Origin of the sequence: Mucilaginibacter ginsenosidivorans (assembly GCF_007971025.1) — a bacterium.
Classification (GTDB): Bacteria; Bacteroidota; Bacteroidia; order Sphingobacteriales; family Sphingobacteriaceae; genus Mucilaginibacter; species Mucilaginibacter ginsenosidivorans.
The window spans coordinates 2366248-2385533 of sequence record NZ_CP042436.1 but is presented as its reverse complement, the minus strand read 5'-3'; the positions used below and the strand labels follow the sequence as shown (position 1 = coordinate 2385533).

At 47.9% G+C, this 19286-nt stretch carries 18 protein-coding genes; 11 read left to right on the top strand and 7 right to left on the bottom strand.

What is annotated here, in order from left to right; all coding sequences use genetic code 11:
• Nucleotide 1: 1 nt before the first annotated feature.
• From FRZ54_RS10885 to FRZ54_RS24685, 6 genes are all read right to left on the bottom strand, one after another.
• Nucleotides 2-421 (bottom strand): DoxX family protein, encoded by a 420-nt coding sequence (locus FRZ54_RS10885; RefSeq protein WP_147031638.1) that lies wholly within the window; start codon nt 419-421, stop codon nt 2-4.
• A gap of 89 nt (nt 422-510) precedes the next feature.
• Nucleotides 511-1422 carry a helix-turn-helix domain-containing protein gene (locus FRZ54_RS10880; RefSeq protein ID WP_147031637.1) on the bottom strand — a complete coding sequence of 304 codons (912 nt, stop codon included), beginning with the start codon at nt 1420-1422 and terminating at the stop codon, nt 511-513.
• A 106-nt stretch (nt 1423-1528) separates the two neighbouring features.
• Nucleotides 1529-2002 carry a hypothetical protein gene (locus tag FRZ54_RS10875; protein ID WP_147031636.1) on the bottom strand — a complete coding sequence of 158 codons (474 nt, stop codon included), beginning with the start codon at nt 2000-2002 and terminating at the stop codon, nt 1529-1531.
• A 585-nt stretch (nt 2003-2587) separates the two neighbouring features.
• Entirely contained in the window at nt 2588-3922 is a 1335-nt protein-coding gene (locus FRZ54_RS10870) for an SGNH/GDSL hydrolase family protein (protein WP_147031635.1), read from the bottom strand.
• A 19-nt stretch (nt 3923-3941) separates the two neighbouring features.
• Nucleotides 3942-4958, bottom strand: coding sequence for an OmpP1/FadL family transporter (locus tag FRZ54_RS10865; RefSeq protein WP_228462688.1), 1017 nt, complete (start codon nt 4956-4958; stop codon nt 3942-3944).
• Nucleotides 4959-4966: 8 nt separating this feature from the next.
• Nucleotides 4967-5164 (bottom strand): outer membrane protein transport protein, encoded by a 198-nt coding sequence (locus FRZ54_RS24685; protein WP_228462687.1) that lies wholly within the window; start codon nt 5162-5164, stop codon nt 4967-4969.
• Nucleotides 5165-5446: 282 nt separating this feature from the next.
• On the opposite strand from FRZ54_RS24685, the gene atpD reads away from it, so the two are divergent.
• The 3 genes from atpD to FRZ54_RS10850 all read left to right on the top strand — a co-directional run bounded on the left by atpD (nt 5447) and on the right by FRZ54_RS10850 (nt 8285).
• Complete coding sequence (gene atpD / locus FRZ54_RS10860) at nt 5447-6952, top strand: F0F1 ATP synthase subunit beta (RefSeq protein ID WP_147031634.1); 1506 nt, start codon at nt 5447-5449, stop codon at nt 6950-6952.
• Between the two features lie 155 nt (nt 6953-7107).
• Nucleotides 7108-7359: an ATP synthase F1 subunit epsilon gene (gene atpC / locus FRZ54_RS10855; protein WP_147031633.1), complete on the top strand. Its 252-nt coding sequence runs from the start codon at nt 7108-7110 to the stop codon at nt 7357-7359.
• Nucleotides 7360-7730: 371 nt separating this feature from the next.
• Complete coding sequence (locus tag FRZ54_RS10850; protein WP_147031632.1) at nt 7731-8285, top strand: deoxynucleoside kinase; 555 nt, start codon at nt 7731-7733, stop codon at nt 8283-8285.
• A gap of 343 nt (nt 8286-8628) precedes the next feature.
• Here FRZ54_RS10850 and FRZ54_RS10845 read toward each other — a convergent pair whose 3' ends face one another.
• Nucleotides 8629-9213 (bottom strand): FxLYD domain-containing protein, encoded by a 585-nt coding sequence (locus FRZ54_RS10845; protein ID WP_147031631.1) that lies wholly within the window; start codon nt 9211-9213, stop codon nt 8629-8631.
• 433 nt (nt 9214-9646) lie between these two features.
• Here FRZ54_RS10845 and FRZ54_RS10840 point away from each other — a divergent pair, with 433 nt between their 5' ends.
• The 8 genes from FRZ54_RS10840 (at nt 9647) to leuC (ending at nt 19247) form a co-directional block, all read left to right on the top strand.
• Nucleotides 9647-10207, top strand: a complete 561-nt coding sequence (locus FRZ54_RS10840) for a YeeE/YedE family protein (RefSeq protein WP_228462686.1) — start codon at nt 9647-9649, stop codon at nt 10205-10207.
• A gap of 5 nt (nt 10208-10212) precedes the next feature.
• Entirely contained in the window at nt 10213-10623 is a 411-nt protein-coding gene (locus FRZ54_RS10835) for a DUF6691 family protein (protein ID WP_147031629.1), read from the top strand.
• Between the two features lie 1089 nt (nt 10624-11712).
• Nucleotides 11713-13410 carry a dihydroxy-acid dehydratase gene (gene ilvD, locus FRZ54_RS10830; RefSeq protein ID WP_147031628.1) on the top strand — a complete coding sequence of 566 codons (1698 nt, stop codon included), beginning with the start codon at nt 11713-11715 and terminating at the stop codon, nt 13408-13410.
• A 98-nt stretch (nt 13411-13508) separates the two neighbouring features.
• The gene (gene ilvB / locus FRZ54_RS10825; RefSeq protein WP_147031627.1) at nt 13509-15248 is read left to right on the top strand and encodes a biosynthetic-type acetolactate synthase large subunit; all 1740 of its coding nucleotides are present in this window, start codon (nt 13509-13511) and stop codon (nt 15246-15248) included.
• Nucleotides 15249-15299: 51 nt separating this feature from the next.
• The gene (gene ilvN, locus FRZ54_RS10820) at nt 15300-15902 is read left to right on the top strand and encodes an acetolactate synthase small subunit (RefSeq protein WP_147031626.1); all 603 of its coding nucleotides are present in this window, start codon (nt 15300-15302) and stop codon (nt 15900-15902) included.
• 79 nt (nt 15903-15981) lie between these two features.
• Nucleotides 15982-16560, top strand: coding sequence for an O-methyltransferase (locus FRZ54_RS10815; RefSeq protein WP_228462685.1), 579 nt, complete (start codon nt 15982-15984; stop codon nt 16558-16560).
• A gap of 132 nt (nt 16561-16692) precedes the next feature.
• Nucleotides 16693-17751, top strand: coding sequence for a ketol-acid reductoisomerase (gene ilvC / locus FRZ54_RS10810; protein ID WP_147031624.1), 1059 nt, complete (start codon nt 16693-16695; stop codon nt 17749-17751).
• A gap of 80 nt (nt 17752-17831) precedes the next feature.
• Nucleotides 17832-19247, top strand: a complete 1416-nt coding sequence (gene leuC / locus FRZ54_RS10805) for a 3-isopropylmalate dehydratase large subunit (protein ID WP_147031623.1) — start codon at nt 17832-17834, stop codon at nt 19245-19247.
• The last annotated feature ends 39 nt before the right edge of the window (nt 19248-19286 follow it).

The window sequence follows — 19286 nt, the reverse complement described above, 5'->3', positions numbered from 1 at the left end:
ATTATTGCTGTTTCCGTGGCCAGTATGCCCACATCATACCGGACAGGCAAGCTATAAGTAACAAACTATATTCCACGCCATTCCGCCCTGCCCCTACAACAAACCAGCCCGAGGAGATATGGATATAAAATACCCCGACGATGAGCACGACGAGATTGAAAATGCAGGAAAGCACCACAACACGGTTGAATACTAAACCAAGACAGCCGGTAAATTGCAATGCCACGATCAGCCACGGCAGGGCAATACCCAAAGGAAAGCCATCGGCGCTTAAGCCCTCACCGAATGAGCGCATTCCTGCAGGATCCATCATGCCATGAATGGGGTGTACTATTAAAATAAGGGCCACAGCTGTACGTACAATGGCAAGACCCTGTGCGGGCCTTTGTACCGGAACATTTTTCAAAAGATCTATATTCATAAAATGGGTTTGTGCTAATTACGCTCGTTTAATCAGGACAAATATCACAGCTGGTTATGAGGCTGCATGTGCAGAAATGCTCAATTTTATCAGCACATTGCCCTGAAGGCGAGGGGTTGCACGCCATACGCGGTTTTGAACGCCCGGCAAAAAGCACTGGTATCCGCGAAACCGCACATCCAGGTAATTTCATGCACAGGCAACGCGGTATGTTTGAGCAGGCCATTTGCGTGTGCCAGCCGGATGCGGGTAAGATACTGATGCGGCGTAGTTTGAAAAACGGCCTTGAACTGCCTTACAAGCTGGGGAACAGACAAACAGGCCTCGGTGCTTATGGTTTGCAGGTCCAATTGGTCCGTAAACGAGGAGTGCAGCAGGTCGCGGGCGATGCAGAGGCGCTTATGTATCTCGGTTTTTGTTTGCGGTTTTATGGCAGCTACGCGCCCGGCCGATCTCAATTCGGTTTTGTGCACGGTTATCAAATGGCGCATCGTAAATACCAAATGCTCATCGACTCGCCAGTCGTTGTAACCATAGGTTTCCAGGTCGCTCACCAGGCCACCTAATTGCCGGTTCAGCGGAGCATCGATAGCATTAAGCGTTTGGAAAAATTCAGGCACGCTGCTGTTGATGTCGAAAGGCCGGTCGAGCGATGTTTCCTCGCTGTACAGCGCATCTGAAAATACCGAAGCGGCAAAGTCCTTTTTGAAAAACACCGACAACACCCTCACTTTGCCGGCAGCATCGATATTGCAGGAATAGTTTTGATCATCGTTCAGTACCAGGAACTGCCCGGGCCTTACAGCAATGCGCCGTTTATTTACGCCATACCATTCCTCGCCGCTTAAAACCGTTTTCAGCGAAAGGCAGCCTACGTGATCGTCGCAACGGCTTTTGCTGCTCAATGCATTAAAAACGATATTGTGCTTTTTAAATTTGCTGAAATGGAGTTGCTCGTCAAATCCGGGTGCGCTGTGATCCGGAAGGTTTTTAAAATACATTTCGTGTATTCCGAAGGAATATTGGCTCCGGTTTTGCTATTGCAAGATAGCTATTTATACAGAAAGATAGACCAAATAGGAAATACGGCAGTGTCTTAGTTTAAATTTATTTTATAATCTGCATTTCCTCTGTTTTATCTTGCGCGGATTGGACATTGTAAAGTGTATCTAATATAAATTTATACTTTTTTAACTCTTTACTCCCCGCTTCTCTTATTCTGAAAATGCCATTAGTTACGTAAAATACATTCTTGCCACTTTTTATCTCGTTCAAATCTTGGTCAATACTCATTTTGTAATTAGGATTCATTTTGTTTTCCTTTTCCGCCAATCGTTGAAAAAAAGCGTAGTCAAACAAATTTTTTGGTGTATCGCTTGCTATATCCGAAGCCATTATGCCGCTATCCAATGAGGTTATACGCCTGCTTTTTGTCAAGCTATCAATGGAAATCAGTTCTAAAGATTCAGGATTGTCTAACCTGCTTTTTATGTATGAGGTTATATTTTTGGAAGCGATTTCTTTTGGGGTGTGGCTGCAGGAAAAAAGAAGCAATAGGGAGATGATAAAAAGTTTTTTCATAACAAAAAGGTTACTGGTTAGGTAGTCTCAAGTTAGTATTAATCTGCCAGTCTTACGATATCTTCAATACTAATAATATCTTTCATTAAACCCGCTTCTATTGCCAAGGTTGATCAAAACACCGATGGAGATTGTTGATATCGTAAGACTTGCGGATTAATTACCGAAAACTTATTCATAAATTTAAAGCCATCCAACAAGTGGCTTTTCGATTTGAACCTAAATTTTGCAATGAAAGACTTTCCTTTTAAAAAAATATTTTTTTCAACGCTTTTCTACGTAGCGCCTTTTTCTCTATTAGCAGGGTTTTTGGCCTTATTCAACGTAATTCCCGTTAACTTTAACGGCAAGGACACTTATGGAATATTCGGTTTCTGTATTCCCATAATTTTCATGCCTTTCATAGTAATAATGCTAAGTTGTTCCAATTGGGCAGCCTTAAACTTTGGCAATTGGTTATACAAATTGTTTTGCAAACTATTTAAAATACGTTCAAACTGAGACTACCAAAAGTACCGCTGCCCAACTTCCAAGAATTTGGTTTGCAGCCGATGGTACGCTGCAAACCAAATCCTGCCAGCTAACTTACGGGAACTTAACCGCCCTGTAATTGGTAATATCGGCCAAAGGGATACTCGACTTATAAGTAGCATTGATCGCCTTAATAAATTCATTGGCTACAATAGCATAGCCACGCGGCGTAAGATGCACCCCATCCAGCGAAAATATACCGCCGCTGATGTAGCCCGAGTTTAACGAGATGCCGTTCATGAGCAAACCATGTGCTTTTACATTGTTAAGGAAAGCATAGGCATCAAATACAGCCAGGCCCTTTGCGGCTGCCGCCGTTTTGATGGTGGTATTGTACGAGTTAATATAATCTTCTGTTAATGTCACTTCGTTCTGATCCAGCACGTATTGGTTCTCTATCGGTGCGTATGGTGTTAAACCGTAAGGCACGGGTCCGGCGGGCGAGTCTACTATCTGCCCTATCTTGCTGGTAGGGAAAGTGAGTACGATGAGGTCGCTTGTTGTGGCGGCACGCGGGGCATATCCGTCGCTAAGGCCCGAACCCGTTTTTGCATTGATGTAAAGCGCCTGCACCGCGGGGTTCACCTTCTGCACACCGGCTAAAACAGCGCTAACCGTCACGGTATTAAAGTAAGGCACAGCCGTAACATCGGGAACGGTGGCCACAACGCCTTTTGCCCCTGTAGCTGTAAGCGAGTTGATAAGCACGTTGTACAACTGCTCGAACACTGCTTTATCCGTCAGCACATCGCCTGCCCCGCCCGAGGTGGCATAACCAAGCGCATCGTTATTACCCAGCCAGTTGGAAAAGAAAGTAAAATTACGGCCGGTAGTAACAAAATCAAGGTAGCTTTCGGTATTGGCAGGTGCGGCAGGGCCAAGCATGCGCTCGTAAAAGCCATTCAGGTTGCCGTAGGGTGCGTAAGTGATCTGTTGTAATTTGATACCGGGAACACCCAGGTTATTGAATTCGCCACCGGTGTATTTATTATATAGGGTAACGTTGCCAAAACCGGGAACCGTTATCTGCCCGCGGATGGCCAGGTTACTTGTTACCGTCGCGGTTTTTGGCGTACCATCAGTGTTGAAACCCGTTAACTGCAGATAACCCGAGCCATTGGCCTGGTCGGCGCTGAACAGGGGTTGTTTAAACTCGCCCCCGCCGACGGACAGCATTTGTTTGGCGATGATGGACGGATAAGAATTTTGCTGCCCTTCAAGGTACAGGCCGCCGTCGGCATAGCCGGCAGTGAGCGAGTTGCCAACAGCAATGTATTTACTGAAATCGGCATTCCCTTTGGAGGGTGTAACCGGGTGCAGTTCGGGCTTACAGGCGCCAAGCAACAGTAATCCCGCAATAAGATATATATGTTTTCTAAACGTTTTCATGTATTAATTTCTTTAAGGATTACCAGTGATAAGCAAGCGAGATGCCCGGTATATAAACATTGGATTTAAACGTGCCCGATAGCTGGGTTTCGATGTTGGTTTGCGTGCGGCTGTTCAGGTGCTCATACTCAAACGATACGTCAATATCCAGGTGCTTTGCAAGCGTATAACCAAGACCCAGTGTACCATACACGCGGCTTGCATCAGGTACCTCGGGCGTAACATAACCATCCGGCGCAGCCGCGGTTACATAGCCGCCGCCGAAACGCAAAGCCAGGTCGGGTTTCGCTTTATACTGCGCACCTGCGCGCAGGCTCACCGTATTTTTGTAATTGCGGGGCGAATGCGTATCCTTTAAAGTTGCCGTATTGTTTTTATAGTCGAAGGATAGTGCCTTGAACGAGTTCCAGCCCACCAGGTTGGCATCAAGCGCTATCGTCCATTGCTTGGTTGGATAAAAGCCGAAGCCGATACCATTTGTTGCCGGCAGCGGAATGCTCGCGGTAAATTGATTTGGCGAAGGGAAATTACCCTGTATCGACGTTGGTACCGTGAAGAAAGCATCGCCGTCCTTGATCGTCGTTTTAACTTCGGAACGGTGCGTGAAGCCGATGGTGAGTTTGGATGACGCTTTGAAATAGATCCCGGCGTTCCACCCGTACCCCTTACCGCTTCCTTTGATCTCGGCCTGGCCCGACTGCCCCGAACTATTATCCAGCGGTATGCCGCGGGTCAGGTCGACGCTCGAGTGGTTGTAAACAAAGCCCGCGCCGATACTCAGGCGGTCCGTTAGCCGGTAGCTCAGCGTTGGCTGAAAGAAGATAGCTTTAAGATTCAGCATTTCGGCCGTGTATTTTCCCGGCCAGGTGGTTCCCCAGTCGGTCAGTCCGCCGAAAGGCGTATAAACCCCCAGCCCAACTTTCCACTTTGCTGCTTTTGGTCCCCATGCACCATAAAAGGTAAATGGCGGCGCAACTTTGTTTGCCGTATGGTATTGTTCGTTCGTTCCGGCCGGATTGAATACCGATTTGAACATGAGCGGACTTATCCCCCCTGCACATAATTTTGCTGCAATGCCGCAACGGCTCCCGGGTTAAAAAATATGGCTGCACCATCCTGTGCCATGCCTGTCCCGGTGTGGCCCATGCCTATCTGCTTATTGCCCTCCAGGTTCACCTGGAAACCCTGCGCAAAAGCCAGCACGGGCGCCATGGCAAGCGCCAGTAGTAAAATTTTCCTCATAAATTAATTGTCTTAGGGGTTATAATTGGTTCGTTAATTACTATGCAAACATAATAATTTCGTAATAACAAGGTAACGAATTTTTGACAAATGCAAGACGTAATTCATACATCGTCATCGCCCTCATTTAGTGCGTAGTATAAACCAAATGCGACCGCCTAAAAATATTTCCAACACTCTTTATTTATTTGCCAAATAATCTTAGCTTTGCGCCTCGAAAGAAGACCATCTTTTAAAGATATATTTTTGATTTATAAATTCTTTTAAATTACCCGGTTATATATGCCAAACATTGGAAAAATATCACAGATCATCGGTCCGGTAGTTGACGTTAGCTTCTCTGGCGATAGTCACCTTCCCCGTATCTATGACGCCTTGGAGATCATCAAAGACAACGGCCAAAAGATCATTTTAGAAGTTCAGCAGCACTTAGGTGAAGACCGCGTGCGCGCCATAGCGATGGACTCGACCGACGGTTTACTGCGCGGAATGCCTGTAACCGACCTTGGTTCAGCTATCAAAATGCCTGTTGGCGAAGATATCAAAGGACGTGTATTTAACGTGGTTGGCGCATCTATCGACGGCCTTGGCGACCTGGATAACTCCAACGGTAAGCCAATCCACAACGATCCCCCGCGTTTCGAGGACCTGTCAACCGAAACCGAAGTACTGTTTACCGGTATCAAGGTTATCGACCTGCTGGAGCCTTATGCAAAAGGTGGTAAGATCGGTTTGTTCGGTGGCGCCGGTGTGGGTAAAACCGTATTGATCCAGGAGTTGATCAACAACATCGCGAAAGCTTATGCCGGTTTATCGGTATTTGCCGGTGTGGGCGAGCGTACCCGTGAGGGGAACGACCTGCTGCGCGAGATGATCGAATCGGGCATTATCAAATATGGTGATGAGTTCCTGCACTCGATGGAAAAAGGCGGCTGGGACCTTTCGACAGTAAATAAAGAAGAACTGAAGGAATCGAAAGCGACCTTCGTATTCGGCCAAATGAACGAGCCCCCTGGCGCCCGTGCACGTGTGGCCCTTTCGGGTTTGACCATTGCCGAATACTTCCGCGATGGCGACTCTGAAGGCAAAGGACGCGATATCCTGTTCTTCATCGATAATATATTCCGCTTTACCCAGGCAGGTTCCGAAGTATCGGCGCTGCTTGGCCGTATGCCATCGGCGGTAGGTTACCAGCCAACGCTGGCCACCGAGATGGGTACCATGCAGGAGCGTATCACCTCAACCAAACGCGGTTCCATCACTTCCGTACAGGCCGTTTACGTACCTGCGGATGACTTGACCGACCCGGCGCCGGCTACAACCTTCGCCCACTTAGATGCTACCACCGTACTTTCGCGTAAGATAGCCGAGTTGGGTATCTATCCTGCGGTTGACCCGCTGGATTCGACCTCGCGTATCCTGAGCGCCGCTGTACTGGGCGACGAGCATTACAACTGCGCACAGCGCGTAAAGGAAACTTTGCAGCGTTACAAAGAACTGCAGGACATTATCGCCATTTTGGGTATGGACGAGCTTTCGGAAGAAGATAAGCTGGTAGTATCGCGCGCACGCCGTGTACAGCGTTTCCTGAGCCAGCCGTTCCACGTGGCCGAGCAGTTCACCGGTTTGAAAGGCGTACTGGTTGACATTAAAGACACCATCAAAGGCTTCAACATGATCATGGACGGCGAAGTGGACGAATATCCCGAAGCAGCGTTCAACCTGGTTGGCAGCATTGAAGACGCTATTGAGAAGGGTAAAAAACTATTAGCTGAAGCTAATGCTTAAGCAGATATGAGATTTGAGATATGAGATTTGAGTTGAGGCTTTGTCTCATATCTCAAATCTCACATCTCAAATCTATTAAATGAAAGATTTTGGGTTGACGATACCAGAGCGACAGGCCTCATATCTCACATCTCAAATCTCACATCTCAACAAACATGACATTAGAGATCCTCACTCCCGACAAAAAAGTTTACGAAGGCGAAGTAACGTCCGTTAGTCTGCCCGGTACCATGGGCGGTTTCGAGATATTGCCGCACCACGCCCCTATCATCTCCACACTGGAGGACGGCAAACTGACCGTACGCGGCGGCGGCAAGGAAGAAGTATTTATGATACAGGGCGGCGTGGTAGAAAACCTGAACAACCACATCGTAGTACTGGCCGAAGGCATTACGCCGCGCCAGTAAGGCAAAATATAACATTGTTTACCATTAACGCCCGGGCGAGTAATTGTCCGGGCTTTTTTGTTTGTAGGATTTCACTGATTGGCCGGTGATTTCACCGATTTTGACCGTCAATCCAACGTACACTTAAAAGGTAAGCCCTATCCAAAAACCGTACAACGTTAAACGTATAACCCTCAAAACCACAATTTAACTCTCAATTAACCCCACCTGCCCTCATTTACAGGAAACGCACATTAGCGTTCGTAACTCCTTGAAAAATAGGGTGTTTTCACGGGTTGTTGAATCGTCTGATTAATTTAAATTTGGAATAGATGAATTAGACTTAGCCAACCTAATAATATGACATTAAGTATTTGGCTAAATTAGTAACTATGGAATACGGATATATAGCAATAGAAGGTAATATCGGGGTAGGTAAAACTACCCTAGCTACATTAATTTCGAAAGAATTGGGCCGAACTCTAATCCTCGAGCAATTTGAAGACAATCATTTTCTGCCATTATTCTATAAAAATCGCAAAAAATACGCGTTCCATACCGAATTGTCCTTTTTGATACAAAGATTCGAGCAGCTACAAAAGGCGAAACTCTCAGGAGATAAAATTATCGCAGACTACTATTTCATGAAAACTCTAATATTTGCGAGAAACAACTTATCAAACCTTGAATTCGATCTTTTCTTAAAATTATATCACAATCTAAAAGCATCGATTCCAAAGCCTGATTTGATAATATTTTTGCGTCGCAAAAAGGAAACTTTATTAGATAATATTCATAGTAGGGGGAGAGATTTTGAGACTAATATTTCACTGAAATATTTAAGCGAAATCGAAAATGCATATCAGCACCATATTGAAAAAGAAAAAGATGAGCTAACAATTGTAAGTCTTGACGTCGAAAATATCGATTTTGTTAACTTTTTGTAAGTCGCTGTATATCAATGCACAGGTAACACAGGTATTCACCAGGGCAAAGGGTGTTACACTAAGGCTGGTATTCGTGTACAAACTATGCAGCTGGTAATGTGCCGTTTACGGCATCGTGGCAGCCCGCCGGCGGCATTGGCGCGGGGGCTTCGTGTTCCGGCAGAGCATATCAAAGAACATGGTTAACACCTTTCGGGGGAGTTTCGCTATAAACTATTGCAAATCAGTTTATTATATGATGTTAACCATAACAAAGTGTAAACCATGTTAACCCACCTTGTTTTGAGTCCTACCCGCCTCCCGGCAGGCAGGTCCGACTTCGGACTTCGGACCGCCGACTTCCTCAATCCTCCTGCGCCCCGGCGGGCAGCCACTTGGTACCGTCCTTATAGTATATACCCGCAACCGAGGCCTTGCCGCGCAAACCGTTCGGCGCGTTTATCTCCCACGAATAGCTACCCGTACGGCCTTTGGCCAGTTCCTTCTTCGCCATCCCGGCCGAGCTGCCAATGGCCCTGCCGGCTTTATTGTACACTGTCCACGCCAGCTTAACCGAAGCTATCTTTTTGGCCGAAACGTTTTTGAGTGTTATCACTATGGCCTTCCCCCCGCGCAGATCGTTCACCACGGCACAGGTTTTAATAGCCGCCGGGCATGGCCCGTACGACCTGACGGTTCGCGCCACCTCGTGCCCTGCTGCATAGGCCGTGCTGTCCTCGGCGCGTTTCATCATCTCCAGGGCCATTTTTTTGGCTTTGTTGTGCAGTTCGATACTGTCGGCACGCCGTTTCAGCGCCGCGTCAGGCTCCGGCTGGTTACATGAATACAGAAGGCAAAGCGTTACCGCCAGAATTGTGACATAGGATTTAATCATAGCGCCCGAAAATAGCGAATCGGCCCAACCCGCCTTAGGACAGTTTTTCAACATATTAACGTTGGGTGCAATTGTCAGAACTAAGATTTACAAGATTAAAAGATTACCAGGATTATTGTTGGCAGCCGTCAGCGCTTTGTGTTTCGGGCGAAAATAAAACAGAACACGTGGGGCGGTGCGGCTGCAAAGGCATTAAATCAGAGCCATGCCGGGTAATAAAGCCGCAAGATAGCCCGGGCGAAGATTTCCGGCCTTAGGTTCTGTTTTATTTGCAGGGCAAATGCCCTGTGCGCCCGCTTGCCGGACGGGGAGGGCAAAGAAACCATTAGCGCTGACAGCGTTTTTGGTTACTTTTGTCGCGACAAAAGTAACTGGGCCCCCGCGGCCATGATTGGGGAGCACACCCTTCAATCCCCGCCCGCAACCTTTTGCTTATCTTCGCACAACTGTTGCCGTAAAGCGACCTTTAAACGAACAAACGTAACTGATGGAACTGATAAAACACCCATGGCCCTGGTACATCGCCGGACCGCTGATCGGCCTGATGGTGCCCGCCATGCTACTGCTGGGCAATAAACCCTTCGGCATATCCTCGTCGCTGCGGCATATTTGCGCCGCCTGCGTACCCGCCCGGCTCCCCTTTTTTAAATACGACTGGAAAAGCGAAGGCTGGAATCTGGTTTTCGTGGCGGGGGTTGTTATCGGGGGTTTTATAGCCGCGCACCTGCTTTCGCAGCAGGCACCGGTAAACATTAACTCCAAAACCACCGAAATACTGCAACAGGAGGGTGTAAAGGATTTCAGCGGTTTACTGCCTGGCGATATCTTTAACTTCGGCGCCTTGTTAACGCTGCGGGGATTTGTATTCATCGTCGTTGGCGGCTTTATGGTTGGTTTCGGCACCCGCTACGCCGACGGCTGCACGTCGGGGCATTCTATTTTTGGGATCTCGACCCTGCAATGGCCTTCGGTTATTGCTACCTGCTGCTTCATGGTCGGCGGCTTTATCACCACCTGGCTGCTTTTGCCTTACTTACTTGAACTCTAACCGCGATGAAGAACATCAAATTTTTACTTATCGGCATCATATTTGGCATCATCCTGGTAAAATCCGAGGTTATATCGTGGTTCCGCATCCAGGAGATGTTCCGCCTGCAGGGTTTTCACATGTATGGTGTTATTGGCAGCGCCATCGCGGTAGGTATGGTATCGGTATTGCTTATCAAACGGTTCAACCTGAAAACAATTAGCGGCGAAGGGGTCATCATCCCCAAAAAACAATTCAGTTGGGGCAATGTCATCGGCGGACTCATCTTTGGCCTCGGCTGGGGTATTACCGGCGCTTGCCCGGGTCCGCTTTACGCCGAGATCGGCAGCGGTTTCCTGGTTATCAGCGTCACCCTGCTGAGCGCCATTTTCGGCACATGGGTTTATGGTGCTGTAAGGGACAAACTACCCCACTGAACACGATTCCGGGGTTTTATTGATTGACTGGCATTGTAGCGGAATACCCCGTCAGCGCTTTGTGTTTCTGGCGAAAATAAAACAGAACATGTGGGGCAGTGCGGCTGAAAAGGCATTAAATCAGAGCCATGCAGGGTGATAAAGCTGCAAGGTAGCCCGGGCGAAGATTTCCGGGCTTAGGTTCTGTTTTATTTGCAGGGCAAAGGCCCGTGCGGCAAAGAAACCATTAGCGCTGACAGCGTTTTTGGTTACTTTTGTCGCGACAAAAGTAACTAGGCCCCCGCGGCCATGAGCGGGAAGGATCATTGCATTTTATAAGAAACATATTCAGGACCCATACAGCGTATAAGATATTTCGCTACGCCTACCTGCCGGCAAGCAGGCTCAATAGGTCAACACTCTTGTTTACGCCACCGACTACCTCCAAATAATTCTTGCAACTTCCCCTCCAACCCCGTACCTTGCAGTCATCAGCAACAAACTATTGATAAAGCAAATGCAACAGCACTCTAAAATAGGATACAAAAACGCGGTTAATAACATTAACCCGCTTTGCGCTGTCGTAGAAATTTTGAACAACCGAATTATTGTGCTGCCCGAAAGGACTCCGCACCGGTAAAGGATATAAATATCTGTTTTAAAAACGTCCGGGCGAGCTCATCACCCGGACGTTTTTTTTGCAGAATTTTTACCGGTGCATGGCATTTCGGGCAGAAAATCGGGGTATTACTATGCATGCATAAAAATCATACCGAAAACCGTTTTTAACTTTGGTATAGTATGATAACAATTTTATTCCGATATTTGATTATAAATCAGAATAAATAGCAATTAATTTAAATTGAACAAAATTAAATATTGAATTGAAAATATTTTTTTGAACTATTGCGCCTTGCGGCGCATGTGGGTAATTTAGGATTAGTTTGATTGAGTTGATTAAGTTGGATTAAGTTGATTAAGTTTTTTTTCCGGCCAATTAACAAAATCAGCAGCCAATTAAAGCGAATACATGTTGAATAATTGATGAGTTACATCGGCCAAACCGCTTAACCCAATCAACTTAATCAACCACCTAACTAAAACGAATAAATGGACACTACCACCGCTACCGAATTGAACAAATACAGCAAGCACCTTACGAGCGACCCAACCCAGCCGGCCGCGCAAGCCATGCTTTACGGCATTGGCTTAACGGACGAGGATATGAAAAAGGCGCAGGTAGGCGTGGCCAGTATGGGTTACGACGGCAACACCTGTAACATGCACCTGAACGACCTTGCAAAACTGGTTAAACAAGGTGTATGGGACGAAGGGTTAGTGGGCCTGATATTTAACACCATCGGCGTAAGCGACGGCATGAGCATGGGTACCGAAGGAATGCGTTACTCGCTGGTTAGCCGCGATGTGATAGCCGATTCAATAGAAGCTGTTTGCGGCGCACAGTATTACGACGGGCTGATAACCCTGCCCGGCTGCGATAAAAATATGCCCGGCTCGGTAATGGCCATGGCCAGGCTGAACCGTCCTTCCATTATGATATATGGCGGCACCATCAAGCCTGGTCACTATAAAGGAGAGGATCTGAACATTGTTTCGGCGTTCGAGGCACTGGGCCAGAAGATTGCAGGCAACATCACCCCTGAGGATTTTATGGGCGTGGTAAAAAATGCCTGCCCAAGCGCAGGAGCCTGCGGTGGTATCTATACAGCCAACACCATGGCTTCTGCAATTGAGGCGTTGGGAATGAGTTTGCCTTATTCGTCAAGCAATCCTGCTTTAAGCGAAGAGAAACAACAGGAATGCCGCGACGCCGGTAGAGCCATCAAAATATTACTGGAGCGCGATATCAAGCCTTCGGATATCATGACCCGCGCGGCTTTCGAAAATGCCATTGTGACCATCATGGTCCTGGGCGGATCGACAAACGCGGTGCTGCACCTGATAGCCATGGCAAAAAGCATGGGTATAAAACTGACTCAGGACGATTTCCAGTCGGTAAGTAACCGTATCCCGGTATTGGCTGATATGAAGCCAAGCGGCAAGTATGTTATGGAGGACCTGCACAAAGTGGGTGGCGTTCCGGCTGTAATGAAATACCTGCTTAAATTAGGGTGGCTCGATGGCAGTTGTTTGACCGTTACCGGTAAAACTTTGGCCGAAAACCTTGAAAATGTCCCCGACCTGGATTTTGACAAGCAAAAAGTGATCATGCCGGTGGAGAAACCGATCAAAGCAACAGGTCACTTGCAGATATTATACGGTAACCTGGCGACAGGTGGTTCGGTTGCAAAAATATCGGGCAAAGAAGGCGAGCGTTTTGAGGGCCCTGCCCGCGTGTTCGACGGTGAGTTTGAACTGATCCACGGTATCGAAAGCGGCCACGTTCGCGCCGGCGATGTGGTAGTTATCCGCAACATCGGGCCGAAAGGTGCGCCTGGTATGCCCGAAATGCTGAAACCAACCTCGGCCATTTTTGGCGCCGGCCTTGGAGCTTCTGTAGCCCTAATTACCGACGGACGGTTTTCCGGCGGAACGCATGGTTTCGTCGTCGGTCACATTACTCCCGAAGCGTATGACGGGGGTAATATCGCTATCGTTAAAGACGATGACATGATCGAAATAGACGCCATCAACAATACGATCAACCTGAAAATATCGGATGAAGAGCTGGCCTACCGCAAAAGCGAATGGAAACAGCCCGAGCTGAAGGCGAAAAAAGGATTATTGTATAAATACGCAAAAACCGTTGCCACGGCCGCCGAAGGTTGTGTGACGGACGAGTGTTAAGAGAGGGGTTATACGTTTGACGCTGTACGTTATACGTAGCCCTGCTAAAAAATTAAAAAACGTAAAACGTTCAACGTAGAACGTCAAACCATAAAAATATGGAAGTTGCACAACAAGAAACACTAACCCAGGCCGCGGAAAAGCAGGCTGTTGAGGTTTCAGGTTCGGTAGCCTTGCTTGAGGCGTTGATAACCGAAGGTGTTGATACGATATTCGGGTACCCTGGTGGCGCTATTATGCCCATTTATGATGCCTTGTATGATTACAGTGATAAATTACAGCATATCCTGGTGCGCCATGAACAAGGCGGCATCCATGCAGGACAAGGCTATGCGCGCACATCAGGTAAGGTGGGCGTCGTATTTGCTACCAGCGGCCCCGGGGCAACCAATTTAGTGACAGGCTTAGCCGATGCACAGATAGACAGCACGCCTTTGGTTTGCATTACGGGCCAGGTTTTCGCACATCTTTTGGGTACTGATGCCTTCCAGGAAACGGACGTGATCAACATTACCACTCCTGTTACCAAATGGAACTACCAGGTAACCGACGCCAACGAACTGCCTGAAGTGATCGCCAAAGCATTCTACATTGCCCGCAGCGGTCGCCCGGGACCGGTATTGATCGACATTACCAAAAATGCGCAGATACAAAAATTCCAGTTAAGGGGCTACACTCCCTGCAACCATATCCGCAGTTACAGGCCAAAGCCTATCGTTCGCCAGCAATATATTCAGCAGGCGGCCGAGCTGATCAATTCGGCTAAAAAACCGTTCATCCTGTTTGGGCAGGGCGTAATATTGGGCGGTGCCGAAAAAGAATTCCAGGCATTTGTTGAAAAAAGCGGCATCCCCGCAGCCTGGACAGTTTTAGGTGCAGGCGCTATCCCTACCGATCACCCGCTGAACGTGGGTATGTTGGGCATGCACGGCAATTATGGCCCCAACGTATTGACCAATTCCTGCGATGTTTTGATCGCTATCGGAATGCGTTTTGACGACCGCGTTACTGGCCGCCTTGATAAATATGCTAAACAAGCTAAGGTTGTCCACCTGGATATCGACCCGGCCGAAATAGATAAGAATGTAAAAACTACCGTTCCGGTTTGGGGTGATTGCAGGGAAACTTTGCCTTTGCTTACTGCAGCTATACAGCAAAAAACGCATCCGGAATGGCTGCAGCAATTCCACGATCATACCAAACAGGAAACCGAGCTGGTTATTGAAAAAGAACTGAACCCGACCACAGACGAAATGACCATGGGCGAGGTGATCCAACAACTGAACGAGATCACCAGGGGCGAGGCCGTTATCGTAACCGATGTGGGCCAGCACCAGATGGTTGCCTGCCGCTACGCCAAATTCAATAACACTCGCAGCAATGTGACCAGCGGCGGCTTGGGTACCATGGGCTTTGCTTTGCCGGCAGCTATCGGCGCAAAGTTTGGCACACCAAATAAAACCGTGGTGGCCATCATCGGCGACGGCGGCTTCCAGATGACCCTGCAGGAACTGGGCACCGTGATGCAGGATAATGTCGACATCAAGATCGTCATCCTCAATAATAAATTCCTGGGTATGGTTCGCCAATGGCAGGAGTTGTTTAACGAGAAGCGCTATTCTTTCGTGGATATGCAGAGCCCGAATTTTGTGGCGCTGGCTGCTGCCTACGGCATCAGTGGCAAATCGATTTCGGACAGGAAGGACCTGCCCGGCACTTTACAGGAAATGCTGAATCACAAAGGCGCGTACCTTTTGGAAGTAATGGTAACCAAGGAGAATAATGTATTCCCGATGGTACCACAAGGATGCAGCGTTGCAGAGATCAGATTAAAATAAGCCTCACCTCAAACCCCTCTCTTTTGGAGAGGGGCTTTATAAAAGATAAAAATGGAACATCAAGAGGGTAAACAGGAATTTAACATCACGGTATACACCGAGAACCAGATAGGTTTGCTTAACCGCATCGCTATCATATTTACACGCCGTAAGATCAATATCGACAGTTTGAATACGTCACCATCAGAGGTTGACAGCATTCACCGATTCAATATCGTCATCACTGAAACCGAAGATGTAGTGCGCAAACTTTGCCGCCAGATCGAAAAACAGGTGGAGGTTTTGAAGGTTTATTATCATACCAACGAAGATGTCATCTGGCAGGAAATGGCGCTGTACAAAGTATCCACCGATGTAATAGCCGAACGTGTGAGCGTCGAACGTTTGTTGCGCGAGAACGGTGCGCGCGCCGTTGTGATCCGCAAGGACTATACGGTGTTTGAAACTACGGGCCACCGCGAGGAAACAGACAACCTGATCAATATTTTACAGCCTTACGGCCTGATCGAATTTGTTCGCAGCGCCAGGGTAGCTATCATCAAGGACAGCGAAGGCTTCAACTCCAAACTCCGCGAGTTTGAGCGTTTGGAACCAGGTGAAGATGTGATAGAAAATGAATTTTTAAACGATGGGGATAAGGTGTTCACAATGTGATTGTGAATAGTGAATGGTCAGCAGTGAATCTTTTATTCACCACTCACTATTCACCATTGACAAAAAAATAGATATAACAGTGTTAGTAGAAGAAATCCACACCCATCCCAAAGCATACGATAGCATTAAAAAAGCTACCGAGGCTTTGGGCTTTTTGCAGATGTCGGAAATATCGACTTGTTCGCTGTTGAAGACGCTGGCTGCATCAAAGCCATCCGGCGAGTTTTTGGAACTGGGCACAGGCACCGGATTAGCCACGGCCTGGATACTGGACGGGATGGATGAAGAATCTACCCTGATATCATTGGATAACGATGAAACGTTATTAAATGTAGCCAAAGAGAATTTGGGCGTAGATAAGCGCCTTAAACTCATCTGCACCGATGGTAACGAATGGATAAAGGCCAATGCAAAAATGAGGTTCAGCTTTATTTTTGCGGATACCTGGCCGGGTAAATACATGATGCTTGACGAAACGCTGAATATGCTGGCACCCGGCGGGTTTTATATTATAGACGATATGCTGCCCCAATCTAACTGGCCCGATGGCCATGCAGAAAAAGTAACAAATTTATTATCAATTTTGGATAGCCGGGAAGACCTGGCCGTAACCAAAATGGGCTGGGCGTCGGGCATTGTTTTAGCAGTTAAGAAATAAGGTATGGGTTGTACGTAGAGACCAGGTAAAAAAGTAAAACGTACGACATAAAACGTCCAACAAATAGAAAAAGTAACCAATTAAAATAATCGGTGTAATCATAAAACGCATCGGTGTAATCAAAAAAGTAAAATGGCAAAACTAAATTTCGGCGGCACTGAAGAGAACGTAGTAACCCGCGAAGAGTTTCCTTTAGCAAAGGCACAGGAAGTATTAAAGAACGAAACTGTAGCTGTTATCGGCTATGGCGTTCAGGGTCCCGGTCAGGCTCTCAATCAAAAAGACAACGGTATCAACGTCATCGTTGGTCAGCGTAAAAATTCAAAAACCTGGGATAAAGCGGTAGCCGATGGCTTCGTACCGGGCGAAACCCTTTTTGAGATAGAAGAAGCGCTGGAGCGTGGCACTATTATTTGCTACCTGCTGAGCGATGCCGCACAGATAGAATTGTGGCCGACCGTTAAAAAACACCTCACCGCAGGTAAGGCCTTGTATTTCTCACACGGTTTCGGTATTACCTTCAAAGAGCAAACGGGCATTATCCCTCCCGCTGATGTGGATGTGTTCCTGGTAGCGCCAAAAGGTTCGGGCACTTCGTTGCGCCGTATGTTCCTGCAGGGCCGCGGTTTAAATTCAAGCTACGCCATCTTCCAGGATGCAACCGGTAAAGCTAAAGATCGCGTTATCGCATTAGGTATCGCTGTAGGCAGCGGTTATTTGTTCGAAACTGATTTCCGTAAGGAAGTATTCAGCGACCTGACCGGCGAACGTGGTACGCTGATGGGTTGTATCCAGGGTGTATTTGCCGCACAATATGATGTATTGCGCAGCAAGGGCCACTCGCCTTCAGAAGCTTTCAACGAAACCGTTGAAGAACTGACCCAATCGCTGATGCCTTTGGTTGCCGAAAACGGCATGGACTGGATGTACGCCAACTGTTCAACCACCGCACAGCGCGGCGCCCTGGACTGGTGGAAGAAATTCCGTGATGCTACCAAACCAGTATTTGAGGAATTGTATGACAGTGTTGCTACCGGCAAAGAATCACAGCGTTCCATCGACTCGAACAGTCAGCCGGATTACCGCGTGAAACTGGATGCCGAGCTGAAAGAACTGCGCGAAAGCGAAATGTGGCAGGCCGGCAAAACTGTACGCAGTTTGAGGCCTGAAAACCAGGTAGTGGAAGCATAAATTTAGTAGCAGAAGCAGTAGCATGTGGCAGTGTTATAACTGCTACTGCTTCTGCCACTGCCACATCTAAATAAATTAAGATGAGTAAGACATTATTCGACAAGATCTGGGATGCGCATGTGGTAACCAGCAGCGAAGGTTTCCCGGATGTACTGTACATCGATACACAGTTCATCCACGAAGTGACGAGTCCGCAGGCATTTGATGGTTTGCGTAAAGCAGGCCGTAAGGTTTTACGCCCGAAACAAACCGTCGCAACTGCCGACCATAACGTGCCTACCTGGGATCAGCATTTGCCGATAAAGGAAGAACTTTCGCGCTACCAGGTGGATATGCTGGGCAAAAACTGCAAAGAGTTCGGTATCGAATTTTACGGTTTGGGTCACCCCTACCAGGGCATTGTGCATATCATCGGTCCGGAACTGGGCATTACCCGCCCGGGCGGCACCTACGTTTGCGGCGACAGCCATACCTCAACGCATGGTGCTTTCGGCGCTATCGCTTTCGGTATCGGCACCTCGCAGGTTGAGCAGGTTTTGGCAACGCAGTGTTTACTGCAATCGCGTCCGAAAAGGATGAAGATAGAAGTGAATGGCAAGCTGCAATTTGGTGTTGGCGCGAAGGATATTATCCTGTACATCATCAGCCAGATAACTGCTGCGGGTGGTACAGGCTACGCCGTAGAATATGCCGGCGATACCATCCGCTCGCTGAGCATGGAGGGCCGCATGACCATCTGCAACATGAGCATCGAAATGGGCGCCCGCTGCGGATTGATCGCTCCGGATGAAACAACTTTCAACTATGTAAAGGGCCGCGAATTTGCACCGAAAGGCGAAGAATGGGATAAGGCATTGGCTTACTGGAAAACTTTGTATTCTGACGAAGACGCGCAGTTCGACAAAGTATTAAGCTTTAAAGCTGAAGACATCGAACCGATGATCACCTACGGAACTAACCCGGGGATGGGTATCGGTGTAACGCAGCATGTGCCTAATACCCACGATATTGATGCAACCGAGCAATTATCGTATGCCAACTCGTTGAAATATATGGGTCTGCACGACGACCAGAGCATGCTGGGTAAAGAGATAGATTATGTATTTATCGGCAGTTGTACCAACGCCCGTATCGAGGACCTGCGCCAGGTTGCCAATTTCCTGAAAGGGAGAAAGAAAGCCGACAACGTTACGGTTTGGGTTGTTCCCGGTTCAAAACAGGTGGAGCAGCAAGCGATAGCCGAAGGTTTGGACAAAATATTCCAGGCGGCTGGTATTCCATTACGCGAACCGGGATGCAGCGCCTGCCTGGCCATGAACGAGGACAAGATACCCGCAGGTAAATACTGCGTATCCACGTCGAACAGGAACTTTGAAGGACGGCAGGGACCGAACTCCCGCACCTTCCTGGCAAGCCCGCTAACAGCGGCAGCAGCGGCAGTGACGGGGAAGATAACGGACGTGAGGGAGTTATTGAAGGAAGAGGAATTGGTTTGAAAAACAGATGTGAGATTTGAGATCTGAGAATTTGCATCC